The sequence below is a fragment of the Bradyrhizobium guangxiense genome, from assembly GCF_004114915.1.
GTDB lineage: Bacteria > Pseudomonadota > Alphaproteobacteria > Rhizobiales > Xanthobacteraceae > Bradyrhizobium > Bradyrhizobium guangxiense.
Genome location: NZ_CP022219.1, coordinates 4,058,995 through 4,074,767, shown reverse-complemented (window position 1 = coordinate 4,074,767; position 15,773 = coordinate 4,058,995). Strand labels below are relative to the sequence as shown.

Sequence of the window (15,773 nt, the reverse complement as noted above, 5' to 3'; positions counted from 1 at the left end):
CAATTCAGGATCGGCTCAGCCCCGTCAGCCGCGCGATGAGATCGCCGTACTGCGTCAACACAGGACCGGCCAGACCGATCGCGATGGCACAGACGGCGAATTCGAGCCAAGGCAACGCGGTTGTCATCTACCGGTCTCGCTTGGCGAAGGCAATGATTGCGCGGCTGACTTGAATTAGCAGCGTTGGCGCGAGGCTGCAGCTCAGGATGATGGTCCACATTGCCCCTGTCGGGGGAGTAACGTGCAAGACCTCTGCGCCAAGGGGCCAGTAGGGTGGGACGGCGAGCAGAGCACTGCAGAGGCCGACCGCAGCCCAGATCCATGGATTGCGCGTGACCTCGTTAACGACGACTCCGGAGCGGCTGCTGTGCATGTCGAAGACGTGCCAGAGTTGCGCGAAGGCGATCGTCAGAAATGTGGTGGTGACCACTGCTTCGCTGGTCCAACCGGCCGAGAGCGCCAGCCCGAGCGAAGCAAAGGCTCCTGCCGCCAGGGCAACGCTCTGCAGCACGATCGTTGTCCATTGCCGGCGACCGAGAATTGGCTCCTTCGGATCGCGTGGCGGTCGCGTGAGGATATCGCGTTCTCCCTCGCCCATGGCCAGCGCGAATGCGGGGAATACGTCTGTCACGAGGTTCAAATAGAGGATCTGCAGTGGCAGGATCGGCAGGGGCAGTGCTGCTGCGATCGCAATACCGACGACCAGGATCTCGCTGAGATTGCAGGACAGAAGGTAAGCGGCGAAACGGCGGATATTTCCGAAAATGGCTCGGCCCTCCCGAACTGCCTTGACGATCGTCGGAAAGGCATCGTCGAGCAGGATCATCGCCGCGGCCTGGCGTGCCACGTCGGTTCCGCGCAGGCCCATGGCCACGCCGATGTCGGCCTGCTTTAGCGCCGGTGCGTCGTTCACGCCATCCCCGGTCATCGCGACGATTTCGCCAGATGCCTGATACGCGCGCACAATCGCAAGCTTCTCCGCCGGGCTCACGCGGGCGAAGATGCCAATGCGCTTCAATTCCTGCGGGTGCCTGTCGATGAGTTGCTCTATGTGGCGACCTTCAGCTACGTTGTCAGCGTCGAGCCCGAGCGCACGGCCTATGCTGCGCGCCGTGACGGCATGATCGCCAGTCACCATAACGACGCGGATGCCTGCATGATGGCAATCGTGGATCGCGTGCGGAACGTCCGCCCGCGGAGGGGCTTCCAGGCCAACAAGGCCTACAAATATCAGCTCACGGTAGGGCTGAACATCTGCCGATGTCTCCAGTTTGGTCGCGCAGGCGAGCACGCGCAGGCCCTGCTGTCCGAGTTCGGCAATCCGCGCGCTCCATAGACGGCGCGTCGCTTCGTCCAGTAAGGTCTCGCCGCCCTCGGTGAGTATGCCAGTGCACGCCGCGAGCACATGCTCTGGTGCCCCCTTCACGGCATAGAAATACGCACCGCCGTGCTGGTGCACCGTCGCCATCATCTTGCTTTCGTTGTCGAAAGCGTGCTTGGCCGCGATCGGAGAACTGCGCAGCAGCTCGCGGCGCTTCAGACCTGCCGCTCGGCCAGCCTGCAGCAGCGCCACTTCCATGGGATCACCGCTATGCGCTGCTTCTCCATGGCCCAGCGAGGCCTCGTTGCAAAGTACCATTGTATGCAACAGCCGCTGCAGCAGGGCATCGCCGGCAAGCTCCTCCGCGCCTGCCTCGTCGACTTCGCCGGACTCGACCCATAGCCGCCGTACGGCCATCCGGTTCTCGGTAAGCGTGCCGGTCTTGTCGGTCAGGATCACCGTGGTCGCCCCCAACGTCTCGACCGCGGATAGCCGCTCCAGAAGTGCATTCTGACGTGCCATGCGCCACATCCCGCGGGCAAGCGCGAGCGTAGCCACGATCGGGAGACCTTCGGGAATGGCGGCCACCGCGAGCGCGATCGACGACTCCACGACCAGGAAGGCATCTTCTCCTTTCGCCACTCCAACCGCAGCAATCACGACGGTCAGAAGCCCGACTGCCCAAACGAGCTGCCCGGATAGGCGCGCGAGCCGGCGTTCAACCGGTGAACTTTCGGGCTCCGCTTGCTCGACGAGGTGAGAAATTCGACCAAGCTCCGTCTGGGAGCCCGTCGCGACGACGATGCCAAGTCCGCTCCCGCGCGTCAGGGCCGTGCCCTTGAACAGCATCGATGTGCGCTCGGCGATCCGTGCATCCTCCGCGGCCGGCCTCGGCGACTTGTCGACCGGCATCGACTCGCCTGTCAGGGTCGACTCGTCGGCCGCGAGACGTGAGGCCTCCACTATGCGCAAATCAGCCGAGATGGCGTCGCCGGCCTCGACCAAGAGCACGTCGCCCGGCACCAGGTCCTCCGCCGGGAGCACGCGCGTGTGACCGTCGCGGCGCACGCGCGCCGATGTCCGGCCTAGCGCACGCAGCGCCTCGATCGAACGCGCGGCTCTGATTTCGGTGATGAAGCCAATGAGCGTGTTGAGCACAAGAACCGCGACGATTGCTACGCCTTCCTCGAGCTCGCCGAACCAGAAGGCAAGCGCAGCGGCTACCGCGAGCAGGTACACCACCGGACTTCGCAGCTGGTGAAGCAGTATGATCAGGGCGCTGACCCGCTTCCTTGCAGCAATCGCGTTTGAACCGAAGCGAATGCGGCGCTCCGTCGCTTCATGTTCTGCGAGGCCCTGTTCTGGATCGACTCGAAGCATGCGAAGGACGTCCTTCAGCGGCAATGAATGCGCGGTCGCCGTCGTCTGTCCGACTTGATCCATCAAATCCTTTGTCGCCATCAATCCTGCGTCTCTCCCGGCTACAGCCGGAATATCTGGTGAACGACATCAGGGCCGGCTGCACCGGCCCACGCAGCCGCGATCACAAGGATGAGGCCGGGCATCAGCCGCAGCGCGAAGGAGCGCCCGCCGCTGACCCAGCCAACGACTATCTTGCTGACCGTGTTCGTCGACAGCGCCGCCAGAATAGGAGCGACGGTGTCGGCGGAGTTGATCGTTCCCGAGGCGGCGAGGGTGGCTGTGGCGACGGCTGGCGAATGCGTGTCTGCCAGACCAGCTACGGCCGCGCTGACGATCAGGCCGATTTCTCCAAACGCTTCCCGCAGGCCGGCGGAGAGCACGAGGACTGCCGAGAGGGTCAGCGCCAGCAGCAAGGCTGAGGACAAGCTGAAAGCTCGTCCGAGCTGGAGCTCGGCACCGCCCGTCTCTTGCATGCCCCTGGCCGTGAAGATCGCGCCATAAACAATCGCCGCGGTACCGGCACAGAGGAGCGGAACCATCAGGTTTTGCAACGTAGTGAGACTTGTCGCTGCGAGCACCGCGGCGAGTTGAACGATCGTTGCGACGGTCGAAAGCGTTGCCCCGGCGGTAGCGGCGCCGAGCAACTCGGGTGCCTTGCGAGCCTGCGCCCCCATCGCTCCGATCGTTGCCGTACTCGAGACGAAGCCCGAGGCGAAGCCGGAGATAGCGAGGCCGCCTCTTGCGCCGAGCAGGCGTATGGCAATATGCCCGGTCGCGCCGATGGCCATCACCAGAATGACGATGATCCAGATCGCACGTGGATTGAGCGCGGCAAAGGGGCCGACCGGCTGATCCGGAAGCAGGGGCAGAACAACGAGGGTGGCGGCGGCAAAGATCAGGCCGTCCTTGACCTCGCTGTCGCTGAGAGCCGTACGGACGAAGCCGTGCAACGCCGCACGGGCCGCGAGCAGAATCGCCACGATGACGGCAACACCTGCGGCCAAGACAGGACGCTGCGTGGCCAGTCCACCAAGCAGAACCGTCAGGATGAGTGCGGTCTCCGAAGTCAGACCGGGGTCGTCGTTACTGGATCGCAGATAGGCGATCGCAGTCAGAACGACGATTCCGGCGGTGACGAGCGCCAGCAGGCCCTTGCCGCCGACCATGTAACTGACGGCACCGGCGAGCGATGCCGCGGCGAAGGTACGCAGCCCGGCAGGCGAGCGCCCCGGTCCGTCGCCCTTTCGGCGTTCCCGCTCCAGGCCGATCAGGAGTCCGATGCCGAGGGCAACGACAATCGCGAGAACCTCGGGACTTAGGCTCGGGTTCAACAAATCCATCATGTGTATTGCACGACCTAACGCGTCTGTGGCGATGCTTCGATCGCGCCTGCTACCCAACCCGCCAGATTCGTATGAACCTCATTGTGACCACGAGCAGCAATGGACCAAGCGCCGCGCCCGACGCTCCACCAACGGCCAATGGCTGGGATTATATCGGCAATGGCGCCAGATAGCCTGTTGATTTGGGTCAAACGCACGACCGCAGAGCATGTCACCCGGCCCGCGCTCTTTGTTCAATAGAGCTGTGATCAATCGGGACCGGAGGCGGCGGCACAGCCGGCAGGTCGAGTGGTGGCCCAGGGCTCAGGGCACCCTGTCTGCTGAGTGGAGGGCGGGTCTGCGCGATGATGTCGCAGCAGAATGTCGTGATAGGCCGACGCCTCTTGTCTGGCGCCGTGGGGCAAGGCGTCGGTACTCTGAGCTATGTCAAGCTGTCCGGAACTTGCGTGAATATGCTCCGGTAGCTTCAGTTCGGAGAGCCCAAAATGGCCATCAAAGACATCTTGCTCACCCTCACCAGCTATCCCGAGCCGACCCCGGCCGGCGTGATCGACCGCGCCGTATCGCTGGCGTCTCTCCTCGGCGCTCATATTGCCGCGGTCTCTTGTGAGGTCCATGTGCAGGTGCCTGGCAGCTTCCTCTCGGGTCCCGGAAATCTCGGGGCGATCGTGGCCAACGAGGCCCATAAGAGCCGAAAGAATGCTCAGGATCTGCTGGCAACCTTTGAATCGACCGCGCAAAAAGCCGGTGTTGTGCACGAGATCGTTCTCGATCGTTGTTTGTCGTCCGAGGTGCCGGACGTTCTAGTGGAATATGCGCGGCTGCGCGACCTCGCCATTGTGCCCGTGCCGGAATCCTACGACCAATGGTATGCTGAAGCGATTATCTTCGGTTCAGGCCGGCCGACCCTGGTGCTTCCGGAAGCATCGGCCTCCAGGGAGTTCGAACTGAACAGGGTTCTTGTTGCATGGGATTTCAGCCGCGCAGCTGCGCGGGCAGTATCGGACGCCATACCGATCCTGGAGAAAGCGCGCGAAGTCTGCATCCTCACGGTGACCAATGAGAAGACGATTTCGAGCCGACGCTCGTCGTCCGAGCTCGCCAAGAACCTGTCGAGGCATGGCATCGACGTGGTCGTGGAGGAGGTCGATGCCGCCGGACAACCCATCGGCGAGGTTCTCGCCGGGCAGGTTGCCTCCCGCAGGGCGGATCTCCTTGTCATGGGGGCGTATGGTCACTCCCGTTTGCGGGAGTTCGTATTGGGCGGCGCGACCCGGAGCATCCTGACAAGGCCGCCGATTCCGGTGCTGTTGTCCCACTGATCACCGGTTGACCAAACACCGAAGGCGGCGAGCGAGTTACGACCATGGAGGCCGAACCTTACGAACTGGATAACAAGAGATCCCCGGTGTTTCATGCCAGGGGCCTTTCGAAGACCTATCGAATGGGAGAGGTCGACGTGCATGCGCTGCGCGACGTCGACCTCGACATCTTCGAAGGCGAGTTCGTCGTGCTCCTGGGGCCGTCCGGATCGGGCAAGTCGACCCTGCTGAATATCCTGGGCGGCCTGGACAGCCCGACTTCGGGCGAGGCTCACTGGCGGGACCATAATCTGGTCGGCGCCACTGATGCGGAGTTGACCCGGTACCGGCGTGAACACGTGGGCTTCGTCTTCCAATTCTACAATCTCATTCCAAGTTTGACGGTGCTCGAGAACGTCGCGCTGGTGACCGAAATTGCGGACAAGCCGCTCGATCCGCGGGAGGTGCTCGCGCTCGTCGGGCTCGAAAAGCGGACCGATCACTTCCCCTCCCAATTGTCCGGCGGCGAACAGCAGCGCGTTGCGGTTGCCCGTGCCATCGTCAAGTCGCCGGATGTGCTTTTGTGCGACGAGCCAACGGGCGCGCTGGACTACGAGACCGGCAAGGTGGTGCTGGCGACGATTGCGCGCGCCAATGAGCGCCTCGGCACCACAACGATCATCATCACCCACAATGCTGCAATTGCGGGTATGGCGGACCGCGTGCTGCGGCTCGGTGGCGGGCGGATCGTCGGCGAGGAGCGCAATGCGCGCCGACTCTCGGCGGACGAGGTACACTGGTGAGCCTGCTTGATCGAAAGTTGTTGCGCGACGTCGGCGCGATGCGGGGGCAAGTGCTGACGATTGCCCTGTTGGTCGCAGCCGGCGTCGCCGTCTTCGTTGGGTCGGTCTCCACCTACGAATCGCTCAATACGGCCGTGGAGCGCTTCTATGCGACTGCTCGGTTTCCTCAGATTTTCGTGACGCTCAAGCGGGCGCCGCTGTCGATCGTCCCGCAACTGGAAGAAGTTGCCGGCGTTGCTACCGTTGAGCCTCGCATCGCTCGGGAAGTGATCGTCGATTGGCCGGCGGCATCACAGCCGGTGTCGGCCCGGATGGTGTCGCTCAACCATGCGGGCGACGAAAGGCTCGCCAGACTTCATCTGCGCCGTGGCACGGCGCCCGAACCCGGCTCTGCGAGAGCTGCAGCGATCAACGAAGCGTTCGCGGAACTCAACGGAGTAAATCCCGGTGACGACGTTCGCGTCCTGCTCAACGGAAAGGTGGAGGCCTTCCACGTCTCCGGCATCGCCCTTTCGCCCGAATATGTCTATGCAGTCAGACCGGGCCTGCCGATTCCGGATGATCGGCTCTATGCGATCCTTTGGGTCGACCGCAGTGCCGCAGAAGCCGCCTTCGATATGAAGGCGGCCTTCAATGACGCCGTCATTTCGCTGGCGCCGGGCACCGACCCGAAGCCGGTTATCGACGAACTGGACCGGTTGCTTGAGCCGTACGGATCGGTCGGCGCCGTTCAGCGGCGAGATCAGCCTTCCAACCGTTTCCTCGAGGATGAACTGAACCAGCAGAAGGTGATGTCGACCACGATCCCGTTCATCTTCTTCGGGGTTGCGGCGTTTCTGCTCAACAGCGCTCTGGGAAGGATTGTGGCGGTCCAACGCGAGCAGATCGCCGCACTGAAGGCACTGGGCTTTCCGACCTCGGCGCTGACCCTGCACTATCTCAAGCTCATCCTCGTCATCGTGCTGATTGGATCCGCGCTTGGAATTGGAGCCGGCTGCGGCTTTGGAAAGGCGATGATTGCAAGCTATCAGAGCTTCTTTCGCTTGCCGGAGCTGCCGTTTCGGCTGACGCCGTGGTCGTTGGCGCTCGGGATTGCAATCAGCCTGGCTGCGGCATCGCTCGGCGTCCTGGCTGCGCTGCGGCAGGTCGTCCGGCTGGCGCCGGCGGTCGCCATGCGGCCTGCCGCGCCGCTTGGCTTTCGCCGCTCGTGGATCGAAGCACTTCTGCCGAGCAACGCGACCAGATCTCGCCGCCTGATGATTTTGCGGAATACCGCCGGACGTCCATTTCGTTCGCTGCTGACGGTCGCCGGGGTGGCCTTTGCCGTCCCAATGATGGTGTTGGGACTCTTTTGGCGCGACGCCATCAACGAGATGATCGACCTGCAGTTTAACCTCGTAGAGCGAGGCAACACGGCGGTGACATTTCCGCACCCTATGGACCGTTCCATCATGCGTGACCTGGCTCGCGAGCCTGGCGTCCTGGCCGTGGAAGGACAGCGCATAGTGCCGGTGCGGCTACGCGCGGGGCAGCGGAGCTATTTGACCTCGGTGATAGGTCTATCGACCGGAGACGAGCTGCGCCGACCGCATGATGCCATGCTGCGCCCGATCGCGGCAAGCCCTGACGGGATTACGCTTACACGGCGACTGGCCGAACGGCTGGACGTGAGGGCCGGTGACACCGTCACGATCGAGGCGATGGAAGGACGACGACGTAAGCGCGATCTGGCGGTCAGCGCCATCGTCGACGAGGCAATCGGAATGGCATCGTACATGGAGATCGATACCCTGAATCGCTTTACGGGTGAGGGCGCCGTGTTTTCGGCGGCGAGCCTCTACGTTGAACCGACGGCGATGACGGCCTTAGGGCGAAGGTTCAAGAGCTTGCCGACCATCGAATCCGTGACGATGAAAGCGTATACGCTCACGTCATTCATGGAAAAGATCGCCGGTCTCGTTTTCGTTACTGCCGGTATCCTTGCGGTCTTTGCCACTATCATCACGGTGGGGGTGGTCTACAACAGTGCGCGCATCAGCTTGCAGGAGCGAGCATGGGAGCTGGCGAGCCTAAGGGTGCTGGGCTTTACGCGCGGCGAGGTTGCGAGCATCCTGTTCGGCGAGTTCGCTATCGAGATCATGCTGGGGATCCTGATCGGATTGCCGCTCTCTCATGCCGTTGTCGTACTGATCGCCAAATTTCACTCGAACGAAAGCTTCCAGATACCAGCCGTGATCGCCCCACAGACTTATCTCATTGCCGCCGGCGTTGTGCTGGTCGCCGCTGCCGCCAGCGCCTGCATAGTCAAAGGCCGTGTTGATCGGATCGATTTGGTCGCAGCTCTCAAGACCAGGGAATGAACATGCACGTCACCGGCCGTCATATCGCAATTGCTGTCGGGCTTTTGGCAGCCGTCGGAATTACGGCCTGGCTCCTGATTCCGGCCCCAGTGCCGGTCGAAACGGCCGCTGTGACAAAGGGAAAGTTCGTCGCCACCGTCGATGAAGATGGCAAGACGCGCGTTCGCGAGCGTTATGCCGTCGCAGCTCCGCTTGCGGGCCGACTGGGCCGGATCAGGTTCAAGGTTGGCGATCAAGTTCAGGTCGACGACGCCGTCGCCACGATCACCCCATCCCCCGCTCCCCTGATGGATCCGCGGACGCGCCGAGAAGTCGAGGAACGACTGGGAACGGCCGAAGCCAATCTGGAGCGCGCCAGGGCCGTCGTCGAGCGAGCGAAGGCCCAGAGCGATCAAGCAAATACTGATTTGGCCCGGGCGCGGACTCTTGCCCAGCAAGGAGCGGCGACGACGCAGGCGCTCGAGCGTGCAGAGCTTGCGGTTCGTCTCGCCGACCGTGATCTACGCGCGGCGGAATTCCAGAATCATGCCGCTGAACATGAGGTCAGCCAAATGCGCGCATTGCTGGCCCGGTACGGCAACGATGGCAACAGGCAGCCCGACAGCTGGAGCGTTGTGTCGCCTGTCGCCGGCGTGGTGCTAAAGGTTGCGCAGGAAAGTGAAACGATTGTGCAGCCGGGTACGCTCTTGCTTGACGTCGGCGACGCCAGCGATCTCGAAGTCGTGGCCGACGTTCTCAGCACTGATGCGGTCGAGATCCGCGCCGGAGCCGATGTCAGCATCGATCATTGGGGCGGGGAGGGAAAGCTGAAGGGCAGGGTGCGCCGCGTCGAGCCGGCGGCTTTCACGAAGATCTCGACGCTCGGTGTCGAGGAGCAAAGGGTCAACGTTCTAGTCGACATCCTCTCGCCCGCGGAGCAATGGGCTCGACTCGGAGATGCCTATCAGGTGGACGTTCAGATCACCGTTCTGGCGCAGGACGAAGCCACGATCGTGCCATCCGGGGCGCTGTTTCGTCGAGGGGAAAGCTGGAGCGTCTATGTTGCGAAGGATGGGCGCGCCGAACTTCGGCAAGTCGAACTCGTGCGCCGGTCTGGCCGTTTTGCGGCCGTTGGGTCCGGCCTCGCCCCAGGAGAAGAGGTAATTGTGTATCCTAGTGACCGAATTGCAGCGGACGTGCGTATTGCCCCGCGTTGATGATATACGTGAGGACTTGATCAGGCGCTGCTCGAGTGGACCCCTGCGTCTCAGGGCTTCAGTGGCCGAGATCTTCGTGCTCGCCCCGCATCTTCCAGTCGCGGCCGGCTTTGCGATGGTCCCAGTCCCTCTGGTCCATCATGCGGTTTAGCTGATGTTCGTCCTTCTGCTTTTGGTTCATCAGCTTCGACTGAGCTTCGCCAGGCTGCGGCGATCGCGTCGTCTGAGCTGGCGAGGAAGCTCGGCTCTTGCCGGCTTCCTTGGCCAAACACGGCACGACGTATGACAGCACCAACGTCATAGCTAAGATTTGAGCTGAAGTACGCATGGCAGCCTCCTCTTCTGATGCAGCCTCCTCTTCTGATAAAGTATCGGCCTGGCGATCGGGCAGATGTTGATCCAGATCAGGCGCTGACGTGCAAGGGACACTGCTCTTTCGTCGCCAATGCTCATGACTTCTTGTTGATATTGCTCAAGGAAGAAGGAAGTTTTCGGCAGAAAGTGCCCTGGTCGATAGCTCTGGAAACCAACGCCATGGCATTAGAAAGGGTCTTGCGATGGACTCTCGTGACGATCGCAGTTGCGGGATTGACTGCGGGAGTTGGTGCGACGGTCGCTGGCCGGCCTGATCTGGCCGATCTCGCCTGGGAACTCGGCACGGCGCCGGTGGTCGGGGGGCTTGCGGTCTCGATCGTCAGGGATCTTCGGAGTGGCCGTTTCGGAGTAGATGCCATCGCTCTGCTGTCGATGAGTGCGGCGTTGGCGTTGGGTCAACCGTTGGCCGGCGCGGTGGTTGCATTGATGTATTCCGGCGGCAGCGTGCTGGAAGACATCGCGATCGCAAGGGCAGAGCGCGACCTACGCTCCTTGGTCGATCGAGCACCGAGACTGGCCCATCGCAAGAGCAACGAGCGAATCGAGGAGGTTTCGATCGAGAAGGTCGCTATCGGCGAAGAACTCCTCGTCCGGGCGGGCGAGATTGTGCCTGTAGACGGTGTCCTTGGTTCGATCTCCGCCACGATCGACGAATCCGCGGTCACCGGCGAGCCCATTCCGGTCGAGAAAGCACGCGGCAGCGCAGTCCTTTCCGGTTCGTTGAATGCGGGCGAGACCTTTGAATTGACCGTGACCGCGCCAGCTGGCGAGAGCACCTACGCGGGCATCGTGCGCATGGTGACCGCGGCCCAAACGGCGAAGGCTCCCTTCGTGCGAATGGCCGACCGCTTCGCACTCATCCTTCTGCCGGTGACGTTCGTCCTCGCGTTCCTAGCATGGTGGATTTCCGGCGATCTAACCCGCAGCCTTGCTGTGCTGGTGGCGGCGACGCCTTGTCCCTTGATCTTGGCCGCACCCGTTGCCTTTATTGCGGGCGTCGCTCAAGCGGCAGGGCGCGGGATCCTCGCCAAGGGCGGTGGGGCGCTGGAGGCGTTGGCTCGCGCACATACGGTGCTCTTCGACAAGACCGGCACCCTGACTGTGGGCGGGGCGCGATTGCTTTCTGTTGAGGTCGCGCCGGGGCAGGACGCAGATGAGATCCTCACGCTTGCGGCCTCGCTTGAACAGGCATCGCATCACGTGCTTGCCAAGGCGGTCGTTGCTGCCGCCGTTGATCGCGGTCTCAAGCTCAAACCGCCTGAACACGTCAAAGAGGTCATGGGTTCTGGCCTCAGCGGGATGATCGACAGTCGCCATGTCACCGCCGGCTCGCGAGCAATGCTTCTCTCTCATGGTCAGCTATCGCCATGGGAACTGCGGGCCATTCGTCGCGCGTCGTGGCGTTCGGCGTTGATCGTCTTCATTGCCGTTGATGGACGTCCAATCGGCGCGCTGCTGCTGGCTGATGAGCTGCGGGCCGATACGCCACGGGCGATCCGGCTGCTGCGCGATGCTGGCATTGCCAGAATGGTGATGGTCACAGGCGATCGCGCCGCTGCGGCTCAGGCCGTCGGAGCAGCGCTCGACCTGGATGCGGTGCTCGCCGACCGCGTTCCTTCAGACAAAGTCGAAGCTGTGCGCAGCGAACAGCGGCTACATCCCACCATCATGGTTGGCGACGGCATCAATGATGCCCCAGCGCTGGCCGTTGCCGACATCGGGGTCGCCCTTGGCGCCCGTGGCGCCAGCGCCTCGTCGGAGGCGGCGGACGTGGTGATTCTGGCGGACCGGCTCGATCGAGTCGGCGAGGCGATTGTGATCGCGCAGCGGGCGCGGCGTATTGCCCTGCAAAGCATCGTCGTTGGTATGGGACTATCTCTGCTGGCAATGGTCGCAGCCACTCTCGGCTGGCTCGATCCTGTGCCCGCGGCGATCATCCAGGAGGTGATCGATGTTGCGGTCATTCTGAACGCGCTGCGGGCGCTTACACCGGCCCTCATCAGGAACGGCCCGCGAATAACTACAGAGCAAGGCCTGACTTTGCATCATGACCATCAGGCCCTCTTCAAGGACCTGGACCGCCTCCGCAGTATCGTCGACGCACTGGACGACGTGATGCCGGAATCCGCCGCAGCGTTGATTGGCGAGGCCAATGGTTTGGTTCAGCGCAGCGTAGTGATGCACGAGCGCGCCGATGAAGATAGCGTTTATCCAAAGCTTGCGGAGGTGTTGCGCGAACGGCACGGCTTGTCTGCCATGAGCCGCGCCCATCGGGAGATATTGCACCTCTCCCGGTTACTCGCTCGGATCGTCGAGGATCTGCCGTCAGAGAACGTCGACCGCTATCTCGTCCGTGATGCTCAGCGGGTCATCGAGGCGATCGAAACGTTAGTGCGCATGCACACAGCTCAGGAGGAGGATATCTATGAATCCGTCGCGGCCTAGGGATGGCGGGATAATCCGTGCTCCACTTTCTTTGAACCCTCCTGACTTTCTACTCCGCTCGTTTCATTAAGATGAGCTGAACTCCGGCTCGTTTCGATAACAGCCTTGGAAAGGCGCTGGTACAGATCTCGCCGCCGGACGAGCGGCCACCAATCATATAGAAAGATCTCCAAAGGACGCCAGTTCGCAACCCAGCCTAGGATCAAGAGGCTTTCCTCCAAGAGACGCCGCAACGGATTGACGAACAGGGCGCCAACGACGATGTGGGCAAGGAGCAGACACGTGATTAGAATGGCCAGCCCGATCGCCAGCGACCAACGGCCTATCCGGAATAATTCGTTGATATCCCTCTGAGTTGCGTCTGCACGATCCGTAAAATAGTGGGAAAATGCCTCATGCAGCTCAAGCGCCGCCTTCACTTGTAGATCAGTGTCGGGATGATGAATCCGGATCAGGATCGGCTCACGGCCCGGCAGCTCGCGCGCCCAGCCGACAATGTACTCCTCGGCCTCCCTGTCGAGATCACGTTCGCGAAACGGAAACGGATCGAGCGTGTGAAAGAGCTGGGCTATGTCGTCGACCCGAAGCTCGATGACTTCCTTGGATGCGCGGCCAATCATCGAATACCATGCTCCGAACTTGTCGCTCGCGTTTGCTCCAAGTCAATGCGGGCCACCGAGACTGCTCCATCTTAAGTATTTTCCTTCCTGTGCAAAAGAGGTCGGCGCAATCAGCAAAGCTGTAACGGCCTAGCGCCGTTCATCGCTATGCAGGGTGCCGTCAAGATCAGGCAGATTGACCCAATCGTGGGGAGGTCGGGGTGCGGATGCTGCTAACCTACATATTACCCTACATTATAGCCGCCATATGCATCGGTGCCCTCGTTTGGGTGGTCGCGCTGAATTAGAATGTGGAGATCGGGGGTATGCGATCCGCATGAGCGGTGGCGTCGACAGAGGGAACGATCGGCCTTCAAACACTTCGGACATCCTATTTGGGAATAATGAAATGCTGTCCCAGGCGAGGCAGCTTGCCGGTTTCACCCGATGAGGTCGATCAGGAGCACAGAGACGCTGGTGATCAGTCCTGTGACGGGCACCCACGCCGGTACGACGAACACGCCGGCAGGCGCTTTCGGCTCAGTCAGCTTGATGCGAAGAAGCGCGAGGTTGACCAAGGCAAAGATTGCGAGTGTCAATCGTGATGTCCATTCGGCCAGTCCCGTGAGCGGAACGCCGAGCGCGAGGACCAGGATCGCCGCGACGCCGCACAGGGTCGCGACGATGGGCGTGCCGGTTCTGAGGCTCACCTTGGCGAGGAGCGGCGGAAGATTGCCTTGGTCGGCCAAGCCGTACAGCACGCGGCCGATCATGATCATGTGGACGATGATGCCATTGACCGTGGCAACGATCGCAATCGCACCCAGAATTTGAGGAGGAAGGCCCGTCAGCCGCTGGAAAACCAGCGCAAGCGGGGCAGCGGAGCGGGCGAGCTCGGTCGGCGGCACGGCGGTGACGGCGATCCAGACCACCGCTGCATAGAGAACCGCCGTCGCGCCCAGCGTGATGAAAAGCGCCCACGGCAAGGTTCGGAGGGGATTTTTCATTTCCTCCGAGATGTTAACGAGGTGCTCGAAGCCGATGAAGGCGAATACGGCCAGCAGGGAGGTCTGTGCGACCCCGGTCCAGGCGCCAAGGTTGTCGGTCGCGGGCCACATTTCGGGCAGCCGCGACACCAGCGAGCCACCCTCGAACAAGCCAGCCGCGACGATGAGAAGCAATCCTCCGATCTCCACGACCGTCATCACGCCGGCGAAGCTGATGGACTGGACCGCGGAGAGGCAGGCCACGGCTCCCATCGCCAGCACGACCCCGGCAATGATCCAGGGGGAAGGGAGCGGAAAGAAGACGCTGAGGTAGCCGGCGCTTCCGACGCTGATGGTGGCGCCGGAAATCGTGGCGGCGGCCACAACGAGCAGCCCGGTGGCGCCCGCAAGCCATTTTCGTTGGAAGGCGGCCTGGATGTAGGCCGCCTCGCTTGCTGCAACCGGCATCCGTGTGCCTAATTCGGCAAACGTCCCCGCGGTCATCCCCATCACGACCGCCGCGGCAAGGAACGCCAAGGGCGCATGCATGCCGCTTCGTGCGGCCGCCGCTCCGACCAGAACGTAAATTCCTGCTCCAATCGTGACTCCGAGCCCATAGAGGACCGCATGGGTCAGCGTGAGGGATCGAATAAGCTGCGTCGGGCCTCTAGACGGCATGCTCTTTCCGGGTGCTCGCGAGGGGCTCCACATCGGAGTTGTTGGCAGGAGGTTTCCCAGTAAGGCCTGCGGCGGATTAAGTCGAGAGCTCGTTATTTTAGGCTACCACCGGTCGATATGTGTGACGGCGCTACCTTGGCGACGAATCCATCAGCCATCGCTTGCATCTTCTCGCAGTGCGGGGCGATAGGCGGCGCATGAGTAAATTCAAGGCAACGGAAGCAACACGTACCTAGGAGGAATGCGGCCCTTCACGCACTGGAGAAGAAGCTCGTGCAGCAATAGTTCGAACAGGGAGACCGATACTCGTAGGAGACCGTCACCAAAATGCGAGGCGGGCCTCGTTGCGGCCACTTACTGTCGGCCGTCAAGGTTCTAGTTGGCGCCAACCGGCATGGTCAAAATACTCGCCGTATTGAGCGAGCGCCCGCACGATCGTCGCGGCTCCTTGCTCGCGTCTGGTCCCGGCCTTCATTTCGGTTGCGCCCGCGATGATCTGCTCGATAACGAGGTGGAGTTGCTTGTCAGCCTGTTCGGGCAGCTTGCAGTTTCCCACCACATAGTCGATCTGCTTCTGGATACGCGTCGACAGAGCTTCATATTGTGCTGACGCGAACGTGTTGTTGTGAATGCGGGCCAGCGATTGGTTCATCGCGAGACGGATTTCGCTCATGCCACGGCGCAGGACGTCGTCCGTCGCCCACTTCCTGCCGTGGTCTAATTGGAGCGCGGGTGTCGCAGCTGGTTTGTCATGTGCGTGCGATCCAGCAGCAAGGACACGCTGCCCCGCGAGATAACCAAGCACGAGGAGTACCGGTATTAACGATCTGGTCAATATGGTCACGGGAGCTGCTCCGGTGCGTCTGCTTGCTTTCAAGTTGGGAGATCGCGATGACCAGGAGTTTGCGCTGGAGCAAAGTCCTGGGGTTTGACCTGCGTCCCCA

At 62.1% G+C, this 15,773-nt stretch carries 12 protein-coding genes; 5 read left to right on the top strand and 7 right to left on the bottom strand.

The window, feature by feature from the left end:
* Positions 1–4 precede the first annotated feature (4 nt).
* From X268_RS40545 to X268_RS19485, 3 genes are read right to left on the bottom strand one after another with little or no spacing between them, the layout of a single operon-like run.
* On the bottom strand, positions 5–127 hold the full coding sequence (locus tag X268_RS40545) for a hypothetical protein (protein WP_283818268.1): 123 nt from the start codon (positions 125–127) through the stop codon (positions 5–7).
* Positions 128–2,782, bottom strand: a complete 2,655-nt coding sequence (locus X268_RS19490) for a cation-translocating P-type ATPase (RefSeq protein ID WP_128926418.1) — start codon at positions 2,780–2,782, stop codon at positions 128–130.
* A 20-nt stretch (positions 2,783–2,802) separates the two neighbouring features.
* Positions 2,803–4,086 (bottom strand): MgtC/SapB family protein, encoded by a 1,284-nt coding sequence (locus X268_RS19485; protein WP_128926417.1) that lies wholly within the window; start codon positions 4,084–4,086, stop codon positions 2,803–2,805.
* A gap of 485 nt (positions 4,087–4,571) precedes the next feature.
* Between X268_RS19485 and X268_RS19480 the strand changes: the two genes are divergently transcribed.
* Genes X268_RS19480 through X268_RS19465 form a run of 4 tightly spaced genes read left to right on the top strand, consistent with a single transcriptional unit; the run spans position 4,572 to position 9,746 of the window.
* The gene (locus tag X268_RS19480; protein WP_128926416.1) at positions 4,572–5,408 is read left to right on the top strand and encodes a universal stress protein; all 837 of its coding nucleotides are present in this window, start codon (positions 4,572–4,574) and stop codon (positions 5,406–5,408) included.
* Positions 5,409–5,452: 44 nt separating this feature from the next.
* Positions 5,453–6,190, top strand: coding sequence for an ABC transporter ATP-binding protein (locus tag X268_RS19475; protein WP_128926415.1), 738 nt, complete (start codon positions 5,453–5,455; stop codon positions 6,188–6,190).
* Positions 6,187–8,550 carry an ABC transporter permease gene (locus tag X268_RS19470; RefSeq protein ID WP_208764379.1) on the top strand — a complete coding sequence of 788 codons (2,364 nt, stop codon included), beginning with the start codon at positions 6,187–6,189 and terminating at the stop codon, positions 8,548–8,550. Before X268_RS19475 ends, X268_RS19470 begins: the two co-directional genes overlap by 4 nt.
* A 2-nt stretch (positions 8,551–8,552) precedes the next feature.
* Positions 8,553–9,746, top strand: a complete 1,194-nt coding sequence (locus X268_RS19465) for an efflux RND transporter periplasmic adaptor subunit (protein ID WP_128929315.1) — start codon at positions 8,553–8,555, stop codon at positions 9,744–9,746.
* Between the two features lie 58 nt (positions 9,747–9,804).
* Here the strand turns inward: X268_RS19465 and X268_RS19460 are convergent, their stop codons facing one another.
* The gene (locus X268_RS19460; protein WP_128926413.1) at positions 9,805–10,047 is read right to left on the bottom strand and encodes a hypothetical protein; all 243 of its coding nucleotides are present in this window, start codon (positions 10,045–10,047) and stop codon (positions 9,805–9,807) included.
* A gap of 233 nt (positions 10,048–10,280) precedes the next feature.
* Here X268_RS19460 and X268_RS19455 point away from each other — a divergent pair, with 233 nt between their 5' ends.
* Complete coding sequence (locus X268_RS19455) at positions 10,281–12,566, top strand: heavy metal translocating P-type ATPase (protein ID WP_128929314.1); 2,286 nt, start codon at positions 10,281–10,283, stop codon at positions 12,564–12,566.
* On the opposite strand, the gene X268_RS19450 is transcribed toward X268_RS19455, so the two are convergent.
* From X268_RS19450 to X268_RS19440, 3 genes are all read right to left on the bottom strand, one after another.
* Positions 12,563–13,186 (bottom strand): hypothetical protein, encoded by a 624-nt coding sequence (locus X268_RS19450; RefSeq protein WP_245477558.1) that lies wholly within the window; start codon positions 13,184–13,186, stop codon positions 12,563–12,565. The two genes, X268_RS19455 and X268_RS19450, sit on opposite strands and share 4 nt — an antisense overlap.
* 419 nt (positions 13,187–13,605) lie before the next feature.
* Positions 13,606–14,829 (bottom strand): APC family permease, encoded by a 1,224-nt coding sequence (locus tag X268_RS19445; RefSeq protein WP_128926412.1) that lies wholly within the window; start codon positions 14,827–14,829, stop codon positions 13,606–13,608.
* A gap of 367 nt (positions 14,830–15,196) precedes the next feature.
* Positions 15,197–15,673 (bottom strand): hypothetical protein, encoded by a 477-nt coding sequence (locus X268_RS19440; RefSeq protein WP_245477556.1) that lies wholly within the window; start codon positions 15,671–15,673, stop codon positions 15,197–15,199.
* Positions 15,674–15,773: the final 100 nt, after the last annotated feature.